Below are 25,231 nucleotides of genomic sequence, written 5' to 3'. Positions count from 1 at the left end.
CTCTCATAGATATGGAGCAAAACAGCGAAGAGTATATCTCTATCCATAGCGTAGCTTTAAAAACCGTGCTCCTCCATGCTGCGCACTACGTCGCAAAGACATTGTCCTCGCAAGCTACGGCTAATGTCTTCGAAGCTGTTTTGCGGAGTATCGACTAAAATAAATCATTAGTTCACCTTATATAGATTGAACAAAACAGCCAGGTACCCTTTTGAGGTGCCTGGCTGTTTCACTGTGGATTTCTTCTTAACTTAACAAAGAAATTTAAAAAACGCACGACAAAATACCTGTTTTTATTGTCTAAAAATTCTGTTTACGGGGTACCCCATTACTAAGGGCATATGACTGATGGAATGAATGAGGTGAGGGTATGGGGATAGTTAAACAACATAAACCGTTGAAAAAGCATGTCTGGAGCTTAGTTGTGTTGAATTTTCTTGATGGATTATTGACTTATATAGGGCTGTCACTCGGTGCCATAACCGAAGCGAATCCCATACTGGCGTCTTTTTCCCCCCTTGCCATCCTGATGACGAAGCTGTTGTTATCGCTTTGCCTCTTCAGTTTTCTCTACACGCCCTTCGTCCGCTTACAATCCCGCAGCTGGCTTTACAGCCTCATTTTTGTCAACATGCTCTATTCCTTCATTTTGCTTCTGCATCTCCTCTGGTTGATCTTGTTCTTCATCGGATAGGCTAGGGGCATTTTTTGTAAAATAAAAAGCATCGCTGAGAGCGATGCTTTGCTGATTCATCTTAAGAGCTACAGACCAGCGTTCAAACAGAAACGCTGGCTTTTTCTGTTGTCCGTAAAGTCTTATTGGAAGCTTTATACAAAACAATCAGCAGGATGCTGGCGATCGCTAAAGCCGCTGACAAATAATAGATGCTGCCGGCTTGCACCGTTAAAAGCCAAGTGAAGGTCAAAGGCCCGATGATGCGGCCGAGGTTGTCCATTGAGTAGGTCATCCCTGCGGCAGTACCGTATTTGCCGCCTGATTCTTTTGACGTCAGCGACACCAACGCTGTACGCGCCAGCGCGTTGCCGGCGGTAAAGATGCTGAGAGCGACACCCGCGAAGATCAAACTGCCGGTAAAAGGCAGAAGGAGCAATCCAAGAGCCGTTACGATTTGCGCGCCGATGATCCATGTTGTTTCGGTGCCGTCTTTTATGCGGCGTACGACACCGCCCTGAATTGCGGCATCCACAAATCCACTCGCCATGAATAAATAACCGAGCTGAAGCGGCGTGATTTCAATCTGTTCGATTTGGAACAGCTGGAAAGTCGACTCCAATCCTGCCAGCAGAAATGTCACCATAAAGGAGAACAGGAACAGATACCGGATGCGGAATTGCCAAAATGTACTGGAGCCTTTCGGCAGGAGTGCGCGCTTCACTGCTTCGCCTTTGCGGACAGGCTCTTTTAGGACCAGACTCGCATAACCCATCAGCAAAAGAGTGAGAACAGCAGAAGCCGTAAACGGCAAGGACAGGGAAACCGCCCCAAGCAAGCCACCGATCGCTGGTCCGAAAATAAAGCCGAGGCCAATCGACATGCCGAGAAGCCCCATGTATTTATTGCGTTCTTCATTTGTGGTGATATCAGCCACGTAGCCGGTCACCGCAGTGTAAAGCGCACCAGAGAACAGGCCTCCGACAATGCGAGATAGGTACAACAGCACCAGGTTATCGAGGAACAGCGAAAATAGGAAGAAACTTAGGCTGAATCCCGCTAATCCCAAAAGAATAAGCTTTTTGCGGCCGGTTCTGTCGGAAAGCCTTCCCCACAGCGGTGCGGTGAAAAAAGAAGATAGGGCATAGATGGTGATCAATCCACCGACATGGATTTCCGAATAGCCTTGTTGAACAATGACTTCGGGTAAAATCGGTATGATAATGCCGAACCCCAGGTAAACGAAGAACTGGACGGACATCAGCAGTAGAATAGTTTTTTTCATAATAAGGAATTCCTGCTTTCTCAAAAGAATATGTCCCCATTTTACTCCTGTTTCAACTTTAGGACAATGGCATAAAAAAGAGGCCCATTTCTGGACCTCTTGTCAGACTCACCCTTATTTATTCAACTTCACACGCTGAAGGCGCAGGGCATTCATGACCACCGATACGGAACTGAATGCCATTGCTGCACCGGCAAGCCACGGAGCCAGGAAGCCGGCCGCGGCAATCGGAATGCCGATCGTATTATAGGCAAGGGCCCAGAACAGGTTTTGTTTAATGTTCCGGACAGTCAATCGACTCATCCTGATCGCATCGACAACTCTCATTAAATCGCCTTGCATCAAGGTGATGTCAGCGGCTTCCATCGCAATGGCTGTTCCTGTGCCCATTGCCATCCCGACATCAGCACTGGCTAGTGCCGGAGCATCGTTCAGCCCGTCTCCAGCCATGGCAACGCGGCGGCCTTGTCCCTGGAGTTTCAAGACAACATCCGCTTTTTCAGCAGGCAACACACCGGCAAACACTTCGTCGATCCCAACTTCTTTAGCGATGGCCAAAGCTGTCCGCTCTTGGTCTCCAGTCAGCATAACGACGTGCAACCCCATGTCTTTCATTTCCTGGATTGCCTGTTTTGCGGTTTCCTTAACGGTATCAGCGACTGCTACCATTCCGCTGTAGCGGCCATCGACTGCAATGAACATGACGGTTTTGCCGTCTTGTTCAAAAGCTTCTGCCTGTGTTTCGTCAATTTCCAAACCGTCCATCAAGCGGCGATTTCCCATGACTACCTGGCGATTTTCCACTGTAGCCCGGATGCCATGGCCTGGAACTGCTTCAAAAGCACTGACGCTAAGCTTAGCGTCGCCAAACTCAGAAATCGCTTGTGCTACTGGATGTTCGGATTGGCTTTCGGCGCTGGCAGCCAAATTCTTCAAATCATCAAGGTCAACATCATCCGCTGGAATAAAGTCTGTTACGACAGGACGGCCATTGGTGATGGTGCCTGTCTTATCCAGTACGACAGTATCGATGTGCTTGGTATTTTCCAAGGATTCTGCTGTTTTAAACAGTACCCCTTGCTCGGCGGCACGTCCGGACCCTGCCATGATGGAAGTCGGTGTAGCCAAGCCGAGTGCGCAAGGGCAGGCGATAACCAGCACTGCAATGGTACTTTCAAGTGCTGCGGCGAAATTGCCGGGTGCGACAAGGAAATACCAGACCAGGAAGGTAACGGTGGCGATTCCTACCACAATCGGCACAAAGATGCTGGAAATTTGGTCGGCCAGCCGCTGGATTGGCGCTTTGGAGCCTTGTGCCTGTTCAACGACTCGGATGATATTCGACAGCACCGTGTCCTTGCCGATTTTATCGGCACGCACGCGGAGAGAACCATTGGAATTGACGGTTGCTGCAAATACAGCATCGCCTGCTTCTTTATCGACCGGGAGGCTTTCACCGGTCAGCATGGATTCATCAACGGCCGAATTGCCGGAAATGACAGCTGCGTCTACTGGAATGGAGGCTCCGGGTTTGATCATCAGGACGTCTCCTGTTTTAACTTCGGAAATCGGGAGGCTGACGAATTCGTCATTGCGTTCGACCAGTGCATGTTGCGGCTGAAGTTTCATCAGCTTTTTGATGGCATCGGATGAACGGCCTTTTGCTCTTGCTTCGAAAACTTTCCCTAATATGATCAAGGTGATCAGAACGGCACTCGTTTCAAAATACAAGCCCATGCTATGCTCCATATTCAAGTTGGCCAGAACCAGATAGACGCTGTAGAAATAAGCAGCGGATGTTCCCAGGGCGACAAGAACATCCATATTGGCTGATTTATTTTTTAAAGCAAAATAGGCTCCTTTATAGAAGGATGCACCGATCCAGAATTGGACCGGGGTTGCCAATGCCCATTGGACGAATGGATTCATCAGGATATCGGGCACATACATCCAGGACGTAAAGGAAAAATGGCTGAACATGGTCCATAATAATGGCAGGGAAAGGGCAGCAGAAATCCAGAACAGGCGAGTTTTGTTTTTGATTTCCTGTTCTTTGTGGTCAGTTGCTTCCTCACTTTCCTGGCTAAGAACCGCGTCGTAACCAAGAGATTGGATTCGTTTGACAAAATCTTCAGGGGTGACAGTTCCGGGGTTGTACGAAACATGTCCGGTTTCCATCGCCAAATTGACGTTGGCAAGTTGGACGCCTTCCATCTTATTCAAAACTTTTTCAATGCGTGCTGAGCAATTGGCACAAGTCATTCCTTGAATGGAAAAATCGATTTCTTCCTGCTGCACGCCATAACCGAGCTGTTCCACTTTGTTCTGCACGTCTGCCATGGTGGCTTGCTCATCATCATAGACGACTGCAGCTTTCTCGGTAGCGAAATTAACGCTAGCCTCCGAGACGCCCGGTAATTTTTGAAGGCCTTTCTCCACACGGTTGGCGCAGGCCGCACATGTCATGCCCGTAATCGCTACTTCAGTTTGCTTAGTGCTCATCGTAATCCCACCTTTTCTGAAAACAGTATACCTATCGGGGGTATCTAATTTTGAAAAAAATAACTGCGTTTCCGCAGTTATTCACTTAAAGTTGCAACATCGTATCCTTGATCTTCAATAGCTTCTGCAATTTGGCTTACTTCTACAGCTGAAGCATCATAAGCAACATCAACTGAGCCGTTTTCAAGAGAAACATCTACTTTTTCGATTCCTGGAAGCGCCATGACACTATCTTTTACGGAGCTGACACAATGCTGGCATGACATGCCGCTGACCTGTAGGTTGATTTGTTCTTTCATGAAAATTTCCTCCTTTTATTTACGCATCATTTTTTGGATAGTAATTAGCAATTCATCCAACACTTCTTCTTCGCCGTTTTCCAGGCGATCTCTGACACAGCCCTTTAAATGGCCTTCCAACAAAACTTTGGTGACACTGTTTAATGCAGATTGAGTGGCAGCAAGCTGCGTGATAATGTCATCACAGTAAACATCCTTATCCACCATACCTTTAATGCCACGGATTTGGCCTTCCACACGACTCAACCGATTGGTCAAATCCCGTTTAACAGAAGGAGGATGGTGACTTTTTCGACAAGAGTTATCCACTACTAAGGTTTCTTCGATCAATTCGCTCATCTGAAGATCCTCCTATCTTATTTCTAACTATAGTATACCTGATGGGGGTATGCAAATCAATTGATTTACACCACCTTCGCAATTGTCATCAAAATGATAAGTTTAAAATCCTGAAATGATGGTATTATAAGCATAGACACAAAAAAGTCAACGATTTATACCTTGTCCTTGAAACATGGCAAGTTTCTATACGTCCTTATATGTAATGAAAAATACAAAGAGGTGATATGGATGGCGAAGAACGTAGATGTTCGCAACATTGTTTCAAATTTATCGAAACTTGGAATCCAAGCAAAAATCACAAAATCCCGCGTGGAATTAATAAAGGCGATTGCCTTGCCACAACCGATCCAAACCCAATCGCAACAATAAAAACTCCGACGCAGGACGTCGGAGTTTTTATTTTTTGTTTTTATCGAACATATAATTCTTATGGTGGAATTTCATGCTGAAGACGATTCCGAGTGCCAGCATATTTCCGATCAGCGAACTGCCTCCGTAACTGATGAAAGGAAGCGGAATCCCCGTGATCGGCAATAGCTGGATGGTCATGCCGATATTTTGGAATACATGGAACGTGATCATGGCGATGATCCCTGCACATACATACGTACTGAATGTATCTTTGAATTGCAGTGTGATTTTCGTCAAGTGATAAATCAGCATAAAGAATAGGATGATGACGGCACTGGCTCCGATAAACCCAAAGTCTTCCGAGATCACAGTGAAGATGAAATCGGTATGGTTTTCCGGAACATAGACCTGGCGACCTTGATAGCCTTTTCCGAAAACTTCCCCAGATCCGATGGCATTCATCGCAGCAATCAAATTATACCCGCCCGATTCAGCATAAGAGTAAGGGTCAAGCCATGTGTAAATTCGTTCGAACATATAAGGTTTCAAACCAAACGCACTGGACAGGAAGTTCTGGGCATTGATGGTCATCCACAACAGCAAAGTTCCGATGACTGCAACACCGCCAAAACTTGGAACAATGATTTTCCAGGAGATTCCCGAAACCACTACGATGGCCAAAGTGATGGCGATAAATACGAGTGCAGTCCCTAAATCCGGCTGCAGCAGGATAAAGCCAAGAGGAATAGCAAGGCAAAGGCCGATTTTACCCAGTAAGTAAAAATCGGATTTGATGGTTTTTATCAGGTTTTCCTCGTGATGGGAAGAAATCATTTTCGCCAACGCTAGTATATAGAAGGTTTTCATGAACTCAGCTGGTTGGATATTGACGAAGGGTGTATGGAACCAGGCTTTGGCACCGTTGACCGGTTGGGCGATTTGGCCAACGCCATCTGGCGAAATCATCAATACGATCAGCAGGAAGATGCCGAAACCGTATAAATAATAAGCCATCTTCTTATATTGTTCTGGATCAAAATACATCAGTACCCCGATCATTCCGACAGAGATGATGTAAAATAAAGCTTGCCTCGGCACAAAGTTAGTTAAATATTGACCCGAAGTCTGGGCAGAGGAAATCGCCACGAGACTGACGATGAAGAATAGGAATAAGATGAAAGCCAGCGACCAGTCAAGCCGATCGGTGAAGCTTTTGTTTGTTTGCATGTAATTTCACCTGTACTTTTTATTATTATGAGTCGGAATATATTATAACGTATATATCTGTAATATGCGCATGACAAAAGTAATGACGCAATTGGAGCAGGTATGTTTCATATTTAGCCCTTTTGGTCGTATAATAAGAAATGGAATGGAGTGGGGGATATGGTGAAAAAACCGTTGAACACGGACGCCTACATACAGCATTTATATATTTACCTAAACGAATCCGATCAATTTGCTTTATTCAGCGGACTTACCTTCGCCCATTTTTTGGATGCCATGAAACTGCCTAAAAATTTGCTGCTGTTGAAGCACCCATATGAAGATGCATCCTTTAACATGCACACGCATATGGAATTCGCTACGCAGGAAGAGTTTGGGCAGCTGCGTAAAGCACGTGCAAACAAAAAAAGCGAATTTTGCTGGGTTGATTTTAGAAGTGAAAAGCAATTAAATTCCCTGACACCACAGGAACAAGCCGAATTGCTGTACATCGGCCATAAAAAAGAACCGGTTAAATCCCCGTTCTATTCGACTCTTCAAAATGAATTCGTCTATTTGTCCAGCGAAGAAGAAGAAACCACAAAAATTTACTTCCGCAAATTAGAACGCCTGAATGAGCTTGTCGGAAATTATTTTACGTATTTGATTCGCCGGGAAGAAAATGGGCAGAATTTCTGGCGCCGGAAATCTAAAGACCTGATTCCGGAATTGCCTTCTGAAATTCTGCAATCCTTGAAAAAGAATTACCGTGAAGGCGTACTCATTTCTCTGGCTGACCCCGAAAAAACGAAAAACACAATCGAATTGCATGTTCGGCCGGTGGAGGAAATCTCTTTTCTAGATGAGTTTTGGTCCGATATTGAAGAATACACAAAACAGGGGATTTCACGTAAGATCATCTATGACAGAAAACAAAAAGTATGGAAATGATACCTGGAAACAGGTATTATTTTTTTCGGGCTGCCTTTCGGTCGATGGCTGAAAGTGGAGCAGGTTTAAAATGAAAGTAGGGAACCAAATGGCTTGGATTTACCTTTTGATTGCAGGAGTCACGGAAATTGTGTGGGCAATCGGCTTGAAGCTTGCTGATGGCTTTACGAATTTAACCCCTTCTATTATTACGCTGATTTTTATCGTCATCAGTTTTCTCTTGTTTGCTATAGCGATGAAAACAATCCCGATCGGAACAGCTTATGCAGTTTTTACCGGCATCGGTGCTGCAGGCACAGCCGTTCTCGGCATTTGGATATTCAATGAAAATGCCAGCATGGAGAAACTGTTCTTCTTAAGCTTATTGCTCTTCGGCATTATCGGTTTAAAAGTGATGGATGGGAAAGAAGCATCCGGTAAAGGAGTGGAGCCGTGATGGATTGGCTGATTTTGATTGCTGCTGGAATATTTGAAGTCGCTTTTGTCACGACGATGAAGTTATCGGATGGCTTTAAAGTGAAATTATATACAGGGTTGACCATTTTGACAGGCGCGCTCAGCTTCTATTTATTGTCACTTGCTCTGACGACTATTGCACTCGGAACAGGATATGCAGTCTGGACAGGCATCGGCGCAGCTGGAAGTGTTTTGGTCGGGATGCTGTTCTTTGACGAAAGCCGCCAGCCAGCGAAATTATTTTTTCTATCCTGTATTATTGCAGGAGTAGCCGGTCTAAAAATTTTCGGTGGCTGACATGAAAAAATTATTCGTCCCTGTGGGTTCGTGATAAACTAAGCAATATGGATAATGAAATGAGGTTTCTTGGATGAAAAAAAGAATCGGTTTATTATATGGCGGCAAATCGGCAGAGCATGAAGTTTCTCTGTCTACAGCCCTGGCAGTTACAAAAGCAATTGATTTTGATGCATACGAAGTCTATCCAATCTACATTACGCAAGATGGAGAATGGCGAAAAGGTGCCCGTCTTGAAGAAACGGCAAAAACGATCGAGCAGCTTCAATTGAATGGAGAATCTTCGAAGCCGAATGATATTTCCGGATTCCTTCCGGCACAAAGCAGGGAGGCGTTGGATGTCATCATTCCTTTGCTGCACGGACCGAACGGAGAAGACGGAACCGTTCAAGGCCTTCTTGAAGTCATGAATATTCCCTACGTCGGTAACGGGGTATTGGCATCTTCCGCAGGCATGGACAAAGTCGTGATGAAGCAATTGTTTGAGCAGGCAGGTTTAGAACAAACGCCTTATGTGTATTTTATAAGAAGAGACTGGGATAAAAACCAGGATTTTTGGCTGGATAAAATCGAAGCGGAACTCGCTTGGCCAGTTTTTGTGAAACCGGCTAATCTAGGGTCGAGTGTCGGCATCAGCAAAGCGGATAATCGGGAAGAAGTGATTGCCGCAATCAAAGAGGCTCTGAAGTTCGACCGTAAAATCGTGATTGAGCAAGGGGTAGTTGCGCGTGAAATCGAAGTTGGCGTGCTTGGAAATGACGAGCCGTCCTGTTCAGTAGCAGGAGAAATCAAACCATTGAAAGCCTTCTATGATTATCAGGCGAAATACAAAGACGGCAACACCGCCATGATCATTCCAGCTGAATTGGATGATGCAGTCTACGCGAAATTGGAGACGGACGCTAAAAAAGCATTCAAAATTCTGGATTGCTCCGGGCTTGTCCGTGCAGACTTTTTCGTGACAGAAGCCAATGAAATCTTGATCAATGAAGTGAACACCTTGCCTGGCTTTACGCCTTACAGTATGTTCCCCTTGCTTTGGGAACATACGGGTTTACCTTATCCGGAACTGATTGAACGCCTCATCGCTTTAGCGATTGAGCGGCATGAAGAAAAGCAATTACTGCAAGTTAAAATAGATTGAGTGGAGAAGCCAAATGAAAAAAAAGATTGAGCAAGTAGCCAAATGGCTGGATATCAAAACTAATTTAAAAGGCTTTGACGTTACGGGGGTCTCGATCAACACGAGAACGCTCAAGCCGGGCGATTTGTTCATTCCTTTCCGTGGCGAACAAGTGAATGGGCATAAGTATGTCCGTTCAGCTATCGAACTAGGCGCAGCAGCTTCTTTATGGCAGCGCGACGAGCCGGGGGCACCGGAAGATCTGCCTCTGCTTTTCGTGGATGACTGTGAAGTTGCTTTGCAGGAAATGGCTAGAGCCTACCGCGATGAATTGTCTGCGATTGTCATTGGGATCACTGGATCCAATGGCAAGACTTCGACAAAAGATCTCGTGGCGAGTGTTTTAAAGCCTTATTTCAAAGTGCAAAAAACCCAGGGGAATTACAATAACGAATTGGGCTTGCCGTTGACCATCCTGTCTTTGGACGAAGACACAAAAGTTGCTGTTCTGGAAATGGGCATGAGCGGCAAAGGGCAGATTGAGTTTCTGTCTGAATTGGCGCGTCCCGATTACGCCATCATCACCAATATCGGTGAAGCGCATCTGCAGGATCTTGGATCACGTGAAGCGATAGCCGAAGCGAAGTTTGAAATCACTGCAGGCCTGCAGCAACACGGCAAACTTTTCTATGACGGAGACGAGCCGCTGCTGCAGCCGTTTATGGAATCTTTCCCACAGGCAGTCTCTTTTGGATTCGATGACAACAACGAATTGACGGTAACGGATATTAAAGCGACTGAAAATGGCAGCAGCTTTATGGTGAGCGGAATCATAGATGCCGCCTTCACCATTCCTGTATTGGGTGAGCATCAGGTGAAGAACACGCTGGCCGCCATTTTGATCGCTCTTGAAGCAGGCCTGTCAGAGGAGCAAATCCGCAAATCCTTGAAAGACGCGGCTTTGACCGACATGCGCATGCAGATGATCCAAGCGGATAACGGAGCCATTTTCATCAATGATGCCTATAATGCAGCTCCTTCATCGATGAATGCAGCATTGAATTTCATTCGTGAAACAACGATGAAAGACAAGAAGTGGATCGTCCTTGGCGATATGCTTGAACTTGGAGACGACGAACAAAGCTATCACGAAGCGCTGAGCAATTACATTTCAGATAGCCTTGCCGGGGTCTGCCTCTATGGACCGCGCATGAAATGGCTGTATGATAAACTGAAGCCGGCCTATAACGGCAAATTGCTGTGGAGTGAAGACGACTACGGACCGATTATCGATTTGTTGAAAAGATATACCAACAAAGACGCGGTCATATTAGTGAAAGGTTCCCGTGGTATGGCGCTGGAGAAAGTGATTGAACCTTTCACCGGACAATAAAGAAGATGGCAGTGTAGGGGCTGAAAAGCTTTGTGCTGTTAAGCGATGAAAAGAGGGAAGCAATTTGAAGACCGGGGTTCTTTGTATCCATGGCTTTACAGGAGGCCCGTTTGAAGTTGAGCCGTTTGCTGATTTTTTAACCGGTGAGACCGATTGGATCGTGGAAATACCGACGCTTCCAGGACATGGTGAAAAATTGGCCTTAAAAAATATTTCAGCTGAAAGCTGGATGATGGAAGCGGAGTTGGCATTGAAAAAGCTGAAAAAATCAGCGGACCGCATCATCATTGTCGGCTTTTCGATGGGCGGATTGATTGCGCTGTATCTAGCCATGCGCTACAAGGTCGATCGGCTTGTTCTGCTGAGTGCGGCAGCCAAATACATCAGTCCTGCGCAGATTTTTGAGGAAGTGCAGGAAGCGATGCGAGATGTGTTATCTGGGAAAATAGCGAAAAATTCATCTTATCATCTATATGAATACAAACTGATGAATACACCTGTCAGCTCAGCCGTGGAGTTTCTGCGGGTTGTCAGAATGGTTGAACCCTATTACGATAAGATCAAAGTTCCGGTTTGTATCGTGCAGGGAGGCAAGGACAGCGTAGTTCCCGCTTCTGCCGCTGACTTCATCCATGACCACATCGGTTCAACAGAAAAATGCATGATCCATTCAGAAACCGGCAAGCATTTGATCTGTTACAGCGACGACTGTGACGATTGGTTCAAGAAAGTTTTTGAGTTTATGAATAAAGGCGCAGAGTAAACTGATTATTAGAACCTTTGCGTATTGATTGCAAATAGGAAAAAAACATGGTATTCTTTTGAAAGCAATGGATACATTTTTGAATTACTCTTCCCTGTGAAGAGTATTTTTTTGAGCAAAACGGTTTGTTCTATAGATAGGGCATCAAACACCCGCCGATCAGACCGCTCGGCAAAGCCCGAGCTTTTCCTGTTCACACATCCCCTCTGACTTAAAACTACAGAGTATGATTTTCGACGTGAAACTTCCTCATAAAGGCTCGACCTTGTCACGAATTCATCTAAAATGTACACCATTTGTAAATCAGATGAAGACAAAAGGAGATTGAAAAAATTTGGTAAAATTTTCAGAGTTAAATATTAGCGAAACAACTTTAAAGTCCGTAAAACGCATGGGGTTTGAAGAAGCAACACCGATTCAAGAGGGAACTATCCGTCTTGGAATGGAAGGCAAGGACATTATCGGACAAGCACAAACTGGTACTGGTAAAACAACTGCGTTCGGTATTCCTTTGATTGAAAAAATCGACACTAAAGACGGTAATGTTCAAGGATTGATCATCGCACCAACACGCGAATTGGCAATCCAGGTTTCTGAAGAACTTTACAGATTGGGCCAAGATAAAAACGTGCGTATCCTTTCAGTATACGGCGGCCAGGAAATCAGCCGACAAATCCGTGCACTTAAAAACCGTCCGCAAATTATCGTTGGTACTCCAGGACGTCTATTAGACCATATCAACCGCCGTACTCTTAAATTGGATAATGTAAACACATTGATCCTTGATGAAGCAGACGAAATGTTGAACATGGGCTTTATCGAAGACATTCAAACAATCATGGCAAGTGTTCCTGATACTCGCCAGACCTTGTTGTTCTCAGCAACTATGCCGGATGCAATCCGCCGTATTGCAGAGAAATTCATGAAGACTCCTGAAATCGTTAAAATCAAATCAAAAGAAATGACTGTTGAAAACATTGAGCAATTCTATGTTAAAGCAGTAGAACGCGAAAAATTCGATGTTCTTTCACGTCTTTTGAATGTTCAACAGCCTGAACTTGCGATCATTTTCGGACGCACAAAACGTCGGGTTGACGAATTAGCTAAAGCTTTGAATATCCGTGGCTATTTGGCTGAAGGAATTCATGGCGACTTGAGCCAAGCAAAACGTATGTCCGTTTTGAAGCAGTTCAAAGCAGGCAAAATCGATATCCTAGTTGCAACAGATGTAGCAGCTCGTGGACTTGATATCTCAGGCGTATCACACGTATACAACTTTGATATTCCTCAAGATCCTGAAAGCTATGTTCACCGCATCGGCCGTACTGGCCGTGCAGGCAAAAAAGGAGTAGCTGTCACGTTCGTAACTCCACGTGAAATGGGCTACCTTGGAATTGTTGAACGTACAACTAAGAAAAAAATGGAAGCTTTGGTACCACCAACAGCTGACGAGGCTGTACTTGGCCAAAAACGCGTTGCTATGGAGCAATTAGTTGAAATGACTGAGAAAAACAATCTTGGCGACTATCGTGAATTTGCGACTCAAATGTTGGAAAAACACGAAGCAGTTGACTTGATTGCAGCGGCTCTTAAAACAATGACTAAAGAACCGGAAGATGTTCCAGTCTCTATTTCCGAAGAACGTCCTTTGCCATCACGCGGAGGCGGCGGATATAAAGGTAAAGGCGGAAGCGGACGCAGTGGCGGAGGCGGCGGCTATAAAGGCAATCGCTCTTCATCATCATCTCGTCCATCTTCAAGCCGTGGAGCGAGCTCAGGCGCAAGCCGACGCCGTGAAGGCGGAAGCGGTGGCGGACGTCCAGGACGTACGACTCGCCGCAGCGAATCTTAATACCGATCCATCCAAAGGGCGTATGCCAAACAGGAAACTGTTTGGCATACGCCCTTTTTTGCTGTCCGGATTTCAGTTACAATTGACTGAAACGTTTAGATGAGTAAATCGTATAATGGGTAAGCACGCGATTGGAGAGAATATAATGGACAACCAACCGAAAAATCAAATTTCACGAAAAGGATTAACCGTCTGGCGTGTTTACGGCAGTATGGAAACTGCGGTGATCGCATTGATCGCAATTGGAGCAGGCGTTTTAACGTACTTTTTTGACTGGCCGCAATGGCTGTACGCTGCTTATGCAGCAGTAATTCTGCTATTTGGCTTCCTGTTTATTTACTTATTTCCAAAAATACGCTGGCAACGCTGGCGTTATGAGGTGAGGGAACAGGAAATCGAATTGCAGCATGGCTTATTCATCGTTACCCGGACGTTAGTGCCGATGGTGCGTGTTCAGCACGTCGATACGGAACAAGGCCCGATTTTGCGGAAATATGATTTAGCGGAAATTTCGATTTCAACAGCGGCAACCACTCATACAATTCCTGCGCTTGTAACAGCGGAAGCAGATGAGCTGAGAGCCAGAATTTCCGTATTGGCAAGGGTGGCGGAAGATGATGTATGAAGAACGCTATAAGCTGCATCCCATTTCGGCATTTCTGAATTTCATCAAAGGCTTAAAAGAATTGATTGTTCCGTTCATCATCATTTTTGGTGTCAATATATTCAGGGACGGCGGAGTCAGTTCGATGTTCAACCAGGGCTGGCAAGGTTTGATTCCAATAATAGTGGGCAGTGTTGTTCTGGTCTTCCTGCTGATTGGTGGAATCATCAAGTGGAAACGTTTTGTCTACTGGTTTGAGGACGGGGAATTGCGCATTGAATACGGCCTTTTTGTAAAGAAAAAAAGGTATATTCCTTTTGACCGGATCCAGAGCTTGAATTATACAGAAGGTATTTTTCATCGGCCACTTGGTTTGGTGAAAGTGAAAGTGGAGACTGGTGGCTCAGGTAAGGTCGGGCAGGCCGAAGCCGAATTGACAGCTATTTCGCGCGAAGATGCAGACCGCATCGAAAACGAGATGGAGAAAGCAAAACACCCGCTTCCCCAAGAAGGCGTTGCAGTAATGGGGCCGGTGGAACAAGTGGAAGCGCCACCTAAAAAAGAGGCACAGGTACTTTACCGCATGTCCATGAAGGAATTATTGATTCTTGCAACCACTTCGGGTGGGATTGGGGTCGTGATTTCAGCGGTTGCGATTTTCCTTTCCCAGTTTTCCGAACTGATTCCGTATGATGCGATTTACGAAGAAGTCATGCTGTTTCTGCGTTTTGGTGCATTGATCGTCGCATTGACCATCTTTTTTGTGTTATTGATCGCTTGGATCATCTCGGTCATTATGACCATCGTGGCGAATTACCAATTTACCATCCAGCGAGATGAGGACCATATCTATATCACCCGAGGGTTGTTGGAAAAGAAAAAAGTTTCCGTGCCGCTGAAGCGCGTTCAAGGCATCAAGGTAAGCCAGAACCCTTTGCGTGAGCTTTTCGGATACGCTACAGTATTGGTTGAAAGTGCAGGAGGATCAATCGGGGACAAAGATGAGAAGATCCGCCTGTTTCCTTTGGTCAAAGCAAATCGGATGATTCCCATCCTGGCTGAGTTGTTTCCTGAGCTGGAATGGAAACCGGAATTGGTCAAGGCTCCGAAGCGCAGCGTTCACTTTTTCTATCGTCTGGATTTGCTCTGGTTGTCGCCGGTATTTGCTGCGATAGGCTATTTTTTCTATCCTTACGGCCTGCTTGCATTGATTTTTGTGCCCGTCATTATCGCCATCGGAATCTGGCAGCACCGGACCGTGGGGTATGCGCTGGGAGAACGCCAATTGACGATGCAATTCAGGGGGCTCAGCAAACACCAATTCTTTATGCTGAAGAAGCGGGTGCAAGTTGTTCAAGTGACGCAAAGTTTCTTCCAGCGCCGTAAAGGGATTGCTTCGATCAACTCAACGATCAAATCGGGCATGATGGGGGCCACTGCATCAACACCTCATATGGAAAAAGACGATGCCAGCCGAATCTTGTCATGGTACGAACCTTCCAGCACCAGAGAAATAAAGGATTGAACAAACCCGATTTTCCGCAAAAAAAGCAGCCGGAATTTTTATTCCGGCTGTCTTTATTTTTTTGCACGCCAACTGACGATTCGCTTTGGATGGAAATAACTGAGTCCGATTAGGAATCCGGTTATCATTCCAGCGATATGGGCTGTCACGTTAACGTTGGGAGTCAAGAAAGTCATCACTATACTAATCACGATAATTGGGAGTATAATTTGTTTTAGCTGAGGCAGAGCGCGTCCGCCGTAATACACCAATGCACCGAATGCGCCGAACACTCCGAAAATCGCACCGCTTGCTCCTACGTGGGCATAATCGAGCGGCTGCAAAAAGTAGGTGGCCGCTGAAGCGAAGAATCCTGCCAGCAGGTAGATCGTGATAAAGCGGACTTTACCGGTTAAACGTTCCAATTCAGGTCCGAACAGGAACAGTGAAAACATATTAAACAGCAAATGCATCAATCCGCCATGCAGGAACATCGGTGTAAAGAAACGCCACCATTGGCCTTCTGCAATGTAGAAGTTGGAGCCGACACCATAAAAGTAAAGCCAGTCACCAAGCAAAGGAAGCCATGTCAGTACATAGACCAACAGATTAAGGGCCATCAAAGTGGAAACAACCGGATACAGGCGCAGGTATTGCTTAAAGCTTTCTGTTCGAATAAACATTTAGTCACCTCTATTTCATATCTTTAATTATACCTGTTACCCGTTTGCGATTGAAAGGAGAAACATTTATGATTACAGGAATCGGGTTGGATATCGTTGAATTGTCACGGATCCAGCGATTGGATGTAAAATCAGCGAAATTTCGTGAGCGTGTATTAACACAATCCGAGCATGCTGAATACATTCAGTTAACTGCTGCAAGGAAAGTTGAATTTCTGGCTGGCCGCTTTGCAGCCAAAGAAGCGTTCTCCAAAGCGAAAGGAACCGGAATTGGCGGGGCCTGTTCTTTTCAGGACATTGAAATCCGGAAAGACAGCAAAGGCAAGCCTTCCGTTTATTTTCAGAACAAGGAAACGGGCCTGGTCTCCATTACGCATTCAAAGGAATTTGCAGCAGCGCAAGTTCTTTTACAAACAAATTAACTGGGTGGTGTTACGATGACAGAATATTATCGTCCGACAAAAGCAGTCATTGATTTAGGTGCAATCAAAAAGAATTTAACCGCTTTTCAGGAAAGAAGCAAGGGTGCTGAAGTGATAGCAGTAATAAAAGCCGATGCTTACGGGCATGGTGTTTTGGCAGTGGCGAAAACGGCGATTGAAAATGGTGTCCGCTTGCTGGCAGTGGCAACCCCGGATGAAGCTCTTTTTCTGCGGAAAGAGGGCATCGACACGGAATTGCTGGTCCTTGGCGCGACTCCGCCGAATTTCATCCCGTTCGCGCAGCAGCACAATATTATCGTTACGGCTGTTTCTCTTGATTGGCTATCTATGGCGGCAGTCCAGTTGGCACCTGATTTGGACGCATTGAAGATCCATTTGAAGGTAGATACCGGAATGAGGCGCATCGGCATCCAATTGGACGAGGTGGATGAAGCCTTCGGTTTTATTGCTGATCATGATTTTGATTTTAAAGGCATTTTCACTCATTTTGCCACAGCGGATGAAGAGAATTCTTCGTTGTTCAGCCGGCAAGTGGGCGCTATGAATAGCGTAATCGATAAATTGGATGATCCTTCCGTCATGGTCCATGTCTCCAATAGCGCAGCGGCCATCATGCATCCGGAATTGGCTTGTAACGCGGTGCGCGTAGGAATTTCATTGTATGGCATCGCGCCATCCCCTTATGTAGGCAAGGAAATGTCATTTGAACTCCATCCGGCGCTTAGCTTGGAAACGGAAATCATCCATGTGAAAAAAGTGAAAGCTGGTGAAGGGCTAAGCTACGGGGCGACTTACCATGCCGAGCAGGACGAATGGATTGCGACCTTGCCGATCGGTTACGCGGACGGCATGCTCCGGGGACTGCAGGGGCAGGAAGTTTTAGTGAGAGGACAGCGCGTGCCGGTTGTGGGCCGGATTTGCATGGATCAATGCATGATTCGGCTTTCTGAAAAACTACCGGTCGGAGAAAAAGTGCAACTGATCGGTGCTCAGGGCGGACAGCGTATTTTCATCGACGAATGGGCGCGCAGACTGGAAACGATCCCTTATGAAATCCCGTGTATTTTAACGAAACGGGTGCCTCGAGTATACTCGGACAGCACCAAAGTTTCCGATTTACCTTTTCAGGAACCCGATACAATGTTAAGATGAGAAAGATAAAGGCAGAAGAACGGGATTTTCGGAGGTGTCGGCTGTGTACGAGAAGTCAAAGACAAAAGAAGTGGTTGTAAAGTTACCAAAACAATTTATTTCAGAGTTGACAACTCATTCAGATGAACGTGTTCAAGAAAGTGGAGATTATATTTATGTTTCCACGCACCGGGTGACTAAGAACCTGTACGACTCATATCATATTCGGGAAGCGATGATCAAGGGCTACGTGGAGATGTCACAGATCAATCTATCGATTGCTTGTGAATGTTCTCACGCTGAGTACGAAGCGGAGCACACGACAGTGCGACTCGTAAGCGGAGGGTGACAACTTGATTGTAAAACGCGGGGATGTTTTTTTTGCAGAATTATCACCGGTCGTCGGGTCTGAGCAAGGCGGGACCCGTCCTGTCCTGGTGATTCAAAACGATATAGGCAATCGTTTCAGTCCTACTGTAATCATTGCTGCAATTACTGCGCAGATTCAAAAAGCCAAATTGCCGACTCACGTAGAGATCAATGCCAAGAAATATGGCTTTGAACGTGATTCAGTCATTCTGCTTGAACAATTGCGGACTATTGATAAGTCTCGGCTGACCGATAAAATCACCCAACTTGATGACACGTTGATGGAAAAAGTAGACGAGGCACTGGAAATCAGTGTTGGCCTGGTAAAATTTTAAGCATACATACTCCTTGAAAGGCACCTTGAGAATTTTTCTCGAGGTGTCTTTTTTTAGAAAATAGACTAGCCGACAAAAAAGATGTGAAAAAAACGAATTTCCGATACAATAAAGAGTAGCAGATAAAATTTAAGATACATAGTGTCGCAGGGAGGGTTTTTAATCCATATGAATAAACAGATGGCTCAATATATACAGGGCAATTTAACTGAAATTATTTCACAATGGCAAGAAAAAATGAAGAACGAGAAAGAGGAACGTTCTTTTCAGGTGATGCCCACAGAACTGATGAATCAGACAAGCCATGAATTCGCTGAATTGATGATATCCAATTTGCTTGAAAGCCATCAAGCATATGAAAGCCGATTAATCGATTTTGCGGAAAAGGTAGTTCGCCTTGGATGGTCCATTACATTCGTTACGAAAGCAATCAATCATTTCGCTGAGATCGTCTATGAAGGCATGACCAAAGAAGGCATTATTAACGAAAGTAATATTGCCGCATTTGTAGAAGAGTTCAACAAGTGGATCTCGCCGATCCGCAACAGCACCATCGAGGCATACTCCAAGACATGGGAACGCACGGTCAGCCTCCAAAAGATCGCGTTGCAGGAACTTTCAGCATCGCTTATTCCGGTTTTTGAGAAAGTCTCGGTCATGCCGCTTGTCGGAACAATTGATACAGAGCGGGCGAAATTGATTATGGAGAACCTGTTGGAAGGTGTCGTCAAACATCGGGCAGAAGTTGTGTTGCTCGATATCACCGGTGTACCGGTAGTGGACACAATGGTCGCCCATCACATTATCCAGGCAGCAGATGCTGTGCGTCTGGTTGGAGCGAAATGCATGCTTGTCGGAATTCGACCTGAGATTGCCCAGACGATTGTCACGCTCGGCATCAACCTGAACGACTTTACGACAACAAGCACTTTACAGCGAGGCGTGGAACAGGCATTGGCTTGGACAAACCGAAAAATTGTGGAGGTTGAAGACTGATGAATTTTAGAATTCCGATTTTAAAGTTAAGAGATACATTGATTGTTTCGATCCAATGGGAGCTTGACGACCAGACAGCTCTTCAATTTCAAGAGGATTTACTGACCAAACTGCATGAAACAAGTGCGCGAGGTGTCGTGATTGATTTGACTTCCATTGATTTCATCGACTCATTTATCGCGAAAGTTCTGGGAGACGTCATTAGTATGTCAAGCCTGATGGGGGCCCGAGTAGTCATTACCGGTATCCAGCCAGCAGTCGCTATCACTTTGATCGAGTTAGGAATTCGACTTGAAGACGTTATGACAGCACTGGATTTAGAAAATGGTTTAGATAAACTTCAATTGGAATTGGAGGCTTAAAAATGAGCGACCAGTCCTCGGTGGAAATTTTGACAGAATGGGATATTGTAGCTGCAAGACAACTCGGACGCAATGTAGCGAAAGAGCTTGGCTTTGGCACAGTTGACCAGGCCCGTATTACAACGGCCATCAGCGAGCTTGCCCGCAATATTTACTTATATGCCGGTAAAGGCAGAATCGAAATTCAACAATTAACAGAAAACGGCGTGAAAGGAATCCTGATCATAGCTGCAGACAGCGGTCCGGGAATTCCGGATATCCGCAAAGTCATGGAAGATGGTTTTACGACTTCCGGTGGACTAGGGGCGGGACTGCCAGGTGTCAAACGATTAATGGACGACTTTAAAATCGAAACGATACTAGGCGAAGGTACAGATATAAGAGCTACCAAGTGGCTTCGTTAGGGGGAACACCCAATGGCTCAAGAAATTGAGAATCAGTATAAAGAGATTCTAAATGAATACATGAAAAAACAGAGTGAACAAAATCTGTATGTCGGCCAAAATTTCAGCCGGCAGCTGATTTTAGAGAATATCGCACCTGAAGAAGTCATCAGCATGCACAAAGCGGCGATTCAAGAACTGTACGGTGAGTTGCCGGATGTTGTGTGGCATTCTTTTGATTTTCTGATTGAAATGATGATCAACTATGGCTTGGCGCTTCAGGAGCGGCAAAGTCTCCTGAAACAGCAGGAAGAGCTGAAAGTGGAAATGGATCTTGCTGCCAACGTTCAGGAAACGCTGTTGAAAACTAAATTGCCTCTATTGGAAGGTTTGGATATCGGCCTTCTTTCTATCCCTGCGCGAAAAATGAACGGGGATTATATTTATTTTGTCAGTGATCATGACGGCTATGCCGGGGTGGCGGTTGCGGATGTAATCGGCAAAGGCCTTCCGGCTGCTCTTTGCATGTCTATGATTAAATTCGGTATGGACAGCTTGAGCAGCACCCATGCACTTCCGAAAGACGTCTTGAGTGTCATCAATCGGATTGTAGAAAAAAGTGTCGATGATTCGATGTTCGTGTCCATGTTCTATGGCAATTATGATGCCAAGCAGGCGCGCTTGACTTACGGATCAGCTGGGCATGAGCCGGCTATCCTTTACCGAGCCAAAGACCAAGAGTTCAGCGAACTGTTTGCAAAAGGGTTGCTGCTGGGTGTATCTCCGGCCGCCGTCTATGAAGAGCATACTGTCGATCTGGAAAAAGGCGATCTCGTGATTATGATGACTGATGGCGTGACAGAAGGCCGGAACGATGAAGGTTTTATCGAGCGTGAGGTTATCTTTGAATTGATTGAGCAGAAGAAAGACGAGCCTGCACAAACCATTGTGCAATATGTCTATGATGAGCTTGAACGCATGCAAAATGCGCAGTTCCAAGATGACTTTACTTTGGTGATATACAAAAAAGTCTAGTAGCAGGTTTAACTATGGGTCAAATGTGGTATTAATGCTTAGAACAGCTTTTTTTAAGCGGGGTTGAATTTAAAAAAACGGGGTGTCGAAATACAATGAATATTCAAGTGGATTTAACTGAATCGGACAATATTCTTGAGGGCTTTGTACGCGGAGAAATTGATGCGCATACTGCACCGGTCCTACGGGAAAAACTAGAAAATTATCAGAATCACCAAGGATTGAAAGCAGAGTTGGATCTTTCCGACGTTAATTATATGGATAGTACAGGATTGGGAGTTTTTGTAGCTTTTTATAAATCGGTCAATTCAAATGGCGGACACGTAAAGTTAAAAGGGCTCTCTGCACGATTAAAACGGCTTTTCGATATTACAGGTCTAGGAGATATTATGGATATCGAATCAGTCGGGAAGGGTGGTAACTGATATGCGTCCTTTCGATTATGTAGAAATGAGAGTTCCTGCCAAATCCCAATACGTTGGTGTCGCAAGACTCACCATTTCAGGATTGGCCAGCCGTATCGGATTTTCGTTCGATGATATAGAGGATTTGAAAATTGCTTCGAGTGAAGCGGTGACCAATGCAGTCCAGCATGCTTATGCAGAAGGCGAAGAAGGCGAAGTTGTCATTGGCTGTGCCTTGTATGAAGACAAGATCGAGATTATGGTAGCGGATCATGGACAAAGCTTTAACTTCGAAGAAACTAAAGCAAAAGTGGGTCCTTATCATGACCAAGAAGAAGGTGCTTTTCTTCGTGAAGGAGGTCTCGGCTTGTATTTGATTGAAACATTGATGGATGAAGTCAAAGTTCATCATCAAGAAGGAGTGACAATCTTCATGACAAAGCATGTTGAAGGAGAGCAGGTGGAGAAGGATGTCGAAACAGTCTCATCCTAATCAGCCTACTAAAGAGCAGGTGCTTGAGTGGATTGAAGCTTATCAAAAGACAGAAGATGAAGAAGCCCAGACTAATTTAGTATTGAATTACAAGCGTCTTGTAGAATCCATTGCGCGAAAATACTCTAATGGTAAATCTTACCACGAGGATATTGCGCAAGTAGGCATGCTTGGGCTTTTAGGAGCGATCAGACGTTACGACCCTTCGTATGGCCGCAGCTTTGAAGCTTTTGCTGTGCCTACGATCATCGGCGAAATCAAACGCTTTTTACGCGATAAGACATGGGCGATCCATGTTCCGCGGCGCATCAAGGAATTGGGGCCCCGTATTAAAGCGACGGTAGAAGTGCTGACAACAGAGCTTCAACGTTCGCCGCAAGTATGGGAAATCGCCGAATATCTGGATGTCGAAGAAGACGATGTGTTGGAAGCGATGGAAATGGGCAAAAGCTATCAGGCACTTTCAATGGACCACTCTTTGGAGGCGGATTCAGATGGCAGTACCGTCACATTGTTTGACGTAGTAGGCCAGGAAGATGATGGTTATGAGAAGGCGGATCAGCGCATGCTTGTAGCTGAAGCGATGAATGTGCTTTCGGAACGGGAAAAGCAGATCATCCAATTCACTTACATAGAGCAGCTGAGCCAAAAAGAAGCCGGAGATAAACTCGGTATTTCTCAAATGCATGTTTCCCGTTTGCAAAGAAAAGCCATTAAGAAATTGCAGGAAGCTATTTTAGCGGCCGGTGGGGTTTCGTAGTGGAGAAAATTCAGCATAGTTTTGTAGATGCTTTTATTTTCAACGAAGCAAAAAAAGGGAATCATGAATCCGGTGACAGCTACCATACTGTATTGACGGACGAGTATTTCATTTGCTCTGTAGCCGATGGATTAGGGAGTGGACCTGTGGCGCGTGAATCGTCTCAAGTCATTCCCCAAATTTTACGTGAATACCATCATGAAACAATCAATCAATTAATGTATCGCTTTAACGGATTAATGCTTCAGAAGCGTGGAGCTGCCGTGGCTATCTTTAAAGTCGATTTCAATAAAAAGACGCTTGAATACAGCTGCGTCGGCAATATCCGATTTTATCTGTACCGTAAAGCTACCGATGAAATCATCTATCCATTGCCGGTCATGGGCTATTTGTCAGGGCGTCCGCAAAAACTTCGTACTCAGCTTTACACATATGTGGAGGACGATTTGTTTCTGATCCATTCCGATGGAGTGGATTTAAGAAATCCGAAAGCCATGATGCGAAAAGCTGCAGTGCCTGAACAACTATACCGCGACATACTGGCGTCTATCCAAACAGGTGATGATGCCACATTCATAACGGGAAGCCTTCTCAAATGAGATGGCTTCTTTTTTTTGCCTAAAATGAATAATAAAAACCGAATAAGTTTATTTGAAATTCTGAAAAAATCAGAAGGTATTTATTCTATAAATTGAAAGCGCTTTCTCATACAATTCAATTAGTGCAAAACAGAGCTGAAAGGGGATGCGGAGGGACGGAGTTGGAAGAAGTAATGGCTGGAGCAAAAATAACGGACTAATCGAGGGGGTTGACAGAATGGCAAAAATTAAAAACGGGTTAAGTTATGAAACCGTATTGGTCATGCTCTTTTTCGTCGCATGGGGTTTTCTTTATTTGGATAGACAGGCAATTTCGATGCTGATGCCGTTTATCATCGAAGACATCGCTTTGTCGAACACAAAAATCGGTCAAATCAATATGTGGCAAACCATAGGATTTGCCCTGGCAGCTCCGACGTTTGCAATTCTCTCGGATCGCTTAGGGCATAAAAAAACGATCCTGTTCTGGGCGATGATCGTCACGTCCGTGTTGGCGCTTTTGACGATGTTTGCAGAAACCTACACGTTTATGCTGATTGTCCGTACTTTATTGGGCGCCAGTGAAGGGGTCATTCTTCCGATTTCACTCTCGCTATTGGCTTCCGTTTCGCGTCCGACGACACTCGGACGCAATATGGGCTTGGTGTATGCAGGAGCCGCAGTCATCGGCGTCGCTATTGGCCCACTAGTTGTAACGCAGTTGGGTGAATTGGTGGGCTGGCGTTATGCATTCCTGTTCGTCAGTATTCCGAGTTTCGTTGTCGCCTTGCTGATGCTTCGTTTTGTGAAGCCGCCTGAAGCTGTCGTGAAAACTGAAGCGGTTACTGCTTTTAATGTAAGCACAATCTATAACAGCGTGAAAAACCGGAATATCCTGATCTGTATTCTCATCAGTATCTTCTGCATGGGTGCCATGTGGACATTCAACGCATTCTTGCCGCTGTATTTGACGCAAGTGAGTTTATTGTCCAATACCCAAATGGGCTTGGTCTTCTCACTCTTTGGATTGTTGACCATCATCTGGCAAGTATTCATTCCTTATTCTTCCGATAAAATCGGCAGAAAACCGGCAATGTCTGGTTATCTGGCAATGGCAATGGTGACGCCGCTCGTCTTATTCATCTTCCCGCAATCTGCAGTAAGCCTGGTGGTTCTGGTGTTGTTTGGTGGAATCATTTTGGCAATGAACACCCTTTATCAAAGCATCATACCGGTTGAAAGTGTACCGGTTGCCGTCATGGCTACGGCCAATGCGCTCATCATGGGAATCGGTGAACTGGTAGGTGCCTTCTCGATCGGCTTATCCGGAGTGCTGGCAGACTCGTTTGGATTGACTGCTGTTATGGTCGTCATTCCGATTTCTTATCTAATCGCATTTCTCATTTCGTTCGGATTGATTGAAACGCTGAAAGGCAAGGCTGCACGCAAAGAGCCAGTATTGGTCGAAGTTCCAACTGAGACTTGAGTGGAGAAGTACTGGGAACAGGTAGGCTCGTTTGCAGTGAGAGTTGGCCATTTCAGTAAATGAATAGAATGACCGACAAAAAAGAAGCCCTCTGTCTGATCCGCGCCCCATTTAGTGGACAGTTTATAAAAAAAGGTACCCTGCAGCTAGGCTGCGATCAGATGACTTCGGT

The 25,231-nt window shown here is 45.4% G+C and carries 30 protein-coding genes; 24 read left to right on the top strand and 6 right to left on the bottom strand.

The features are described 5' to 3' along the window. Window positions 1-370 precede the first annotated feature (370 nt). Window positions 371-694, top strand: coding sequence for a DUF5658 family protein (locus Q0785_RS16500; RefSeq protein WP_298832446.1), 324 nt, complete (start codon window positions 371-373; stop codon window positions 692-694). Window positions 695-776: 82 nt separating this feature from the next. Here Q0785_RS16500 and Q0785_RS16495 read toward each other — a convergent pair whose 3' ends face one another. The 4 genes from Q0785_RS16495 to Q0785_RS16480 form a co-directional block, all read right to left on the bottom strand. After that, a complete protein-coding gene (locus Q0785_RS16495; protein ID WP_298832443.1) occupies window positions 777-1,958 on the bottom strand; it encodes an MFS transporter in 1,182 nt (393 codons plus the stop codon). A gap of 114 nt (window positions 1,959-2,072) precedes the next feature. Further along, complete coding sequence (locus Q0785_RS16490) at window positions 2,073-4,460, bottom strand: heavy metal translocating P-type ATPase (RefSeq protein ID WP_298832440.1); 2,388 nt, start codon at window positions 4,458-4,460, stop codon at window positions 2,073-2,075. A gap of 77 nt (window positions 4,461-4,537) precedes the next feature. Then, window positions 4,538-4,759, bottom strand: a complete 222-nt coding sequence (gene copZ, locus Q0785_RS16485) for a copper chaperone CopZ (RefSeq protein WP_223636885.1) — start codon at window positions 4,757-4,759, stop codon at window positions 4,538-4,540. Window positions 4,760-4,774: 15 nt separating this feature from the next. Next, window positions 4,775-5,098, bottom strand: coding sequence for a metal-sensitive transcriptional regulator (locus Q0785_RS16480; protein ID WP_223636883.1), 324 nt, complete (start codon window positions 5,096-5,098; stop codon window positions 4,775-4,777). A 231-nt stretch (window positions 5,099-5,329) separates the two neighbouring features. On the opposite strand from Q0785_RS16480, the gene Q0785_RS16475 reads away from it, so the two are divergent. Then, complete coding sequence (locus tag Q0785_RS16475; RefSeq protein WP_186759981.1) at window positions 5,330-5,470, top strand: Lmo0850 family protein; 141 nt, start codon at window positions 5,330-5,332, stop codon at window positions 5,468-5,470. Window positions 5,471-5,497: 27 nt separating this feature from the next. Here Q0785_RS16475 and Q0785_RS16470 read toward each other — a convergent pair whose 3' ends face one another. Next, a complete protein-coding gene (locus tag Q0785_RS16470; RefSeq protein ID WP_298832414.1) occupies window positions 5,498-6,679 on the bottom strand; it encodes an FtsW/RodA/SpoVE family cell cycle protein in 1,182 nt (393 codons plus the stop codon). Window positions 6,680-6,838: 159 nt separating this feature from the next. On the opposite strand from Q0785_RS16470, the gene Q0785_RS16465 reads away from it, so the two are divergent. From Q0785_RS16465 to Q0785_RS16425, 9 genes are all read left to right on the top strand, one after another. Next, complete coding sequence (locus Q0785_RS16465) at window positions 6,839-7,609, top strand: hypothetical protein (protein WP_298832411.1); 771 nt, start codon at window positions 6,839-6,841, stop codon at window positions 7,607-7,609. 88 nt (window positions 7,610-7,697) lie between these two features. Continuing rightward, window positions 7,698-8,045, top strand: coding sequence for a multidrug efflux SMR transporter (locus Q0785_RS16460; RefSeq protein WP_298832409.1), 348 nt, complete (start codon window positions 7,698-7,700; stop codon window positions 8,043-8,045). After that, window positions 8,045-8,362, top strand: coding sequence for a multidrug efflux SMR transporter (locus Q0785_RS16455; protein WP_298832406.1), 318 nt, complete (start codon window positions 8,045-8,047; stop codon window positions 8,360-8,362). Before Q0785_RS16460 ends, Q0785_RS16455 begins: the two co-directional genes overlap by 1 nt. 73 nt (window positions 8,363-8,435) lie before the next feature. Continuing rightward, a complete protein-coding gene (locus tag Q0785_RS16450) occupies window positions 8,436-9,506 on the top strand; it encodes a D-alanine--D-alanine ligase (protein ID WP_298832403.1) in 1,071 nt (356 codons plus the stop codon). Window positions 9,507-9,519: 13 nt separating this feature from the next. After that, window positions 9,520-10,878: a UDP-N-acetylmuramoyl-tripeptide--D-alanyl-D-alanine ligase gene (murF, locus tag Q0785_RS16445; RefSeq protein ID WP_298832400.1), complete on the top strand. Its 1,359-nt coding sequence runs from the start codon at window positions 9,520-9,522 to the stop codon at window positions 10,876-10,878. Window positions 10,879-10,942: 64 nt separating this feature from the next. Beyond that, window positions 10,943-11,641: an alpha/beta fold hydrolase gene (locus tag Q0785_RS16440; protein ID WP_298832398.1), complete on the top strand. Its 699-nt coding sequence runs from the start codon at window positions 10,943-10,945 to the stop codon at window positions 11,639-11,641. 334 nt (window positions 11,642-11,975) lie between these two features. Beyond that, entirely contained in the window at window positions 11,976-13,493 is a 1,518-nt protein-coding gene (locus Q0785_RS16435) for a DEAD/DEAH box helicase (protein WP_298832395.1), read from the top strand. 145 nt (window positions 13,494-13,638) lie between these two features. After that, entirely contained in the window at window positions 13,639-14,118 is a 480-nt protein-coding gene (locus Q0785_RS16430; RefSeq protein ID WP_298832392.1) for a PH domain-containing protein, read from the top strand. Continuing rightward, window positions 14,111-15,622, top strand: a complete 1,512-nt coding sequence (locus Q0785_RS16425; RefSeq protein ID WP_298832866.1) for a PH domain-containing protein — start codon at window positions 14,111-14,113, stop codon at window positions 15,620-15,622. The genes Q0785_RS16430 and Q0785_RS16425 overlap by 8 nt, the downstream gene beginning before the upstream one ends. A gap of 53 nt (window positions 15,623-15,675) precedes the next feature. Here Q0785_RS16425 and Q0785_RS16420 read toward each other — a convergent pair whose 3' ends face one another. Beyond that, complete coding sequence (locus Q0785_RS16420; RefSeq protein ID WP_298832389.1) at window positions 15,676-16,284, bottom strand: rhomboid family intramembrane serine protease; 609 nt, start codon at window positions 16,282-16,284, stop codon at window positions 15,676-15,678. A gap of 68 nt (window positions 16,285-16,352) precedes the next feature. On the opposite strand from Q0785_RS16420, the gene acpS reads away from it, so the two are divergent. From acpS to Q0785_RS16355, 13 genes are all read left to right on the top strand, one after another. Then, complete coding sequence (gene acpS, locus Q0785_RS16415) at window positions 16,353-16,706, top strand: holo-ACP synthase (protein WP_298832386.1); 354 nt, start codon at window positions 16,353-16,355, stop codon at window positions 16,704-16,706. A gap of 15 nt (window positions 16,707-16,721) precedes the next feature. Beyond that, window positions 16,722-17,879, top strand: a complete 1,158-nt coding sequence (gene alr, locus Q0785_RS16410; RefSeq protein WP_298832384.1) for an alanine racemase — start codon at window positions 16,722-16,724, stop codon at window positions 17,877-17,879. A gap of 43 nt (window positions 17,880-17,922) precedes the next feature. Next, on the top strand, window positions 17,923-18,207 hold the full coding sequence (locus Q0785_RS16405; protein ID WP_142827252.1) for a transcriptional regulator: 285 nt from the start codon (window positions 17,923-17,925) through the stop codon (window positions 18,205-18,207). A gap of 4 nt (window positions 18,208-18,211) precedes the next feature. Beyond that, complete coding sequence (locus tag Q0785_RS16400; RefSeq protein ID WP_008432415.1) at window positions 18,212-18,562, top strand: type II toxin-antitoxin system PemK/MazF family toxin; 351 nt, start codon at window positions 18,212-18,214, stop codon at window positions 18,560-18,562. A 168-nt stretch (window positions 18,563-18,730) separates the two neighbouring features. Further along, complete coding sequence (locus Q0785_RS16395; protein WP_298832359.1) at window positions 18,731-19,558, top strand: RsbT co-antagonist protein RsbRA; 828 nt, start codon at window positions 18,731-18,733, stop codon at window positions 19,556-19,558. Continuing rightward, window positions 19,558-19,920: an STAS domain-containing protein gene (locus tag Q0785_RS16390; protein WP_008432419.1), complete on the top strand. Its 363-nt coding sequence runs from the start codon at window positions 19,558-19,560 to the stop codon at window positions 19,918-19,920. The genes Q0785_RS16395 and Q0785_RS16390 overlap by 1 nt, the downstream gene beginning before the upstream one ends. 2 nt (window positions 19,921-19,922) lie before the next feature. Then, entirely contained in the window at window positions 19,923-20,324 is a 402-nt protein-coding gene (locus tag Q0785_RS16385) for an anti-sigma regulatory factor (protein WP_146558235.1), read from the top strand. Window positions 20,325-20,336: 12 nt separating this feature from the next. Next, window positions 20,337-21,338, top strand: coding sequence for a PP2C family protein-serine/threonine phosphatase (locus Q0785_RS16380; protein ID WP_298832343.1), 1,002 nt, complete (start codon window positions 20,337-20,339; stop codon window positions 21,336-21,338). A gap of 95 nt (window positions 21,339-21,433) precedes the next feature. Further along, window positions 21,434-21,763, top strand: a complete 330-nt coding sequence (locus Q0785_RS16375; RefSeq protein WP_298832340.1) for an anti-sigma factor antagonist — start codon at window positions 21,434-21,436, stop codon at window positions 21,761-21,763. A 1-nt stretch (window position 21,764) separates the two neighbouring features. Then, window positions 21,765-22,235 (top strand): anti-sigma B factor RsbW, encoded by a 471-nt coding sequence (gene rsbW, locus Q0785_RS16370; RefSeq protein ID WP_006830181.1) that lies wholly within the window; start codon window positions 21,765-21,767, stop codon window positions 22,233-22,235. Then, window positions 22,213-22,995 carry an RNA polymerase sigma factor SigB gene (sigB, locus tag Q0785_RS16365; RefSeq protein ID WP_146558232.1) on the top strand — a complete coding sequence of 261 codons (783 nt, stop codon included), beginning with the start codon at window positions 22,213-22,215 and terminating at the stop codon, window positions 22,993-22,995. Before rsbW ends, sigB begins: the two co-directional genes overlap by 23 nt. Then, on the top strand, window positions 22,995-23,594 hold the full coding sequence (locus tag Q0785_RS16360) for a PP2C family serine/threonine-protein phosphatase (protein ID WP_298832325.1): 600 nt from the start codon (window positions 22,995-22,997) through the stop codon (window positions 23,592-23,594). Before sigB ends, Q0785_RS16360 begins: the two co-directional genes overlap by 1 nt. Before the next feature lie 217 nt (window positions 23,595-23,811). Then, complete coding sequence (locus tag Q0785_RS16355) at window positions 23,812-25,059, top strand: MFS transporter (RefSeq protein WP_298832322.1); 1,248 nt, start codon at window positions 23,812-23,814, stop codon at window positions 25,057-25,059. The last annotated feature ends 172 nt before the right edge of the window (window positions 25,060-25,231 follow it).

Source organism: uncultured Planococcus sp. (genome assembly GCF_947501725.1).
Taxonomy (GTDB): domain Bacteria; phylum Bacillota; class Bacilli; order Bacillales_A; family Planococcaceae; genus Planococcus; species Planococcus donghaensis_C.
This window is presented reverse-complemented; position numbering and strand designations above follow the sequence as displayed.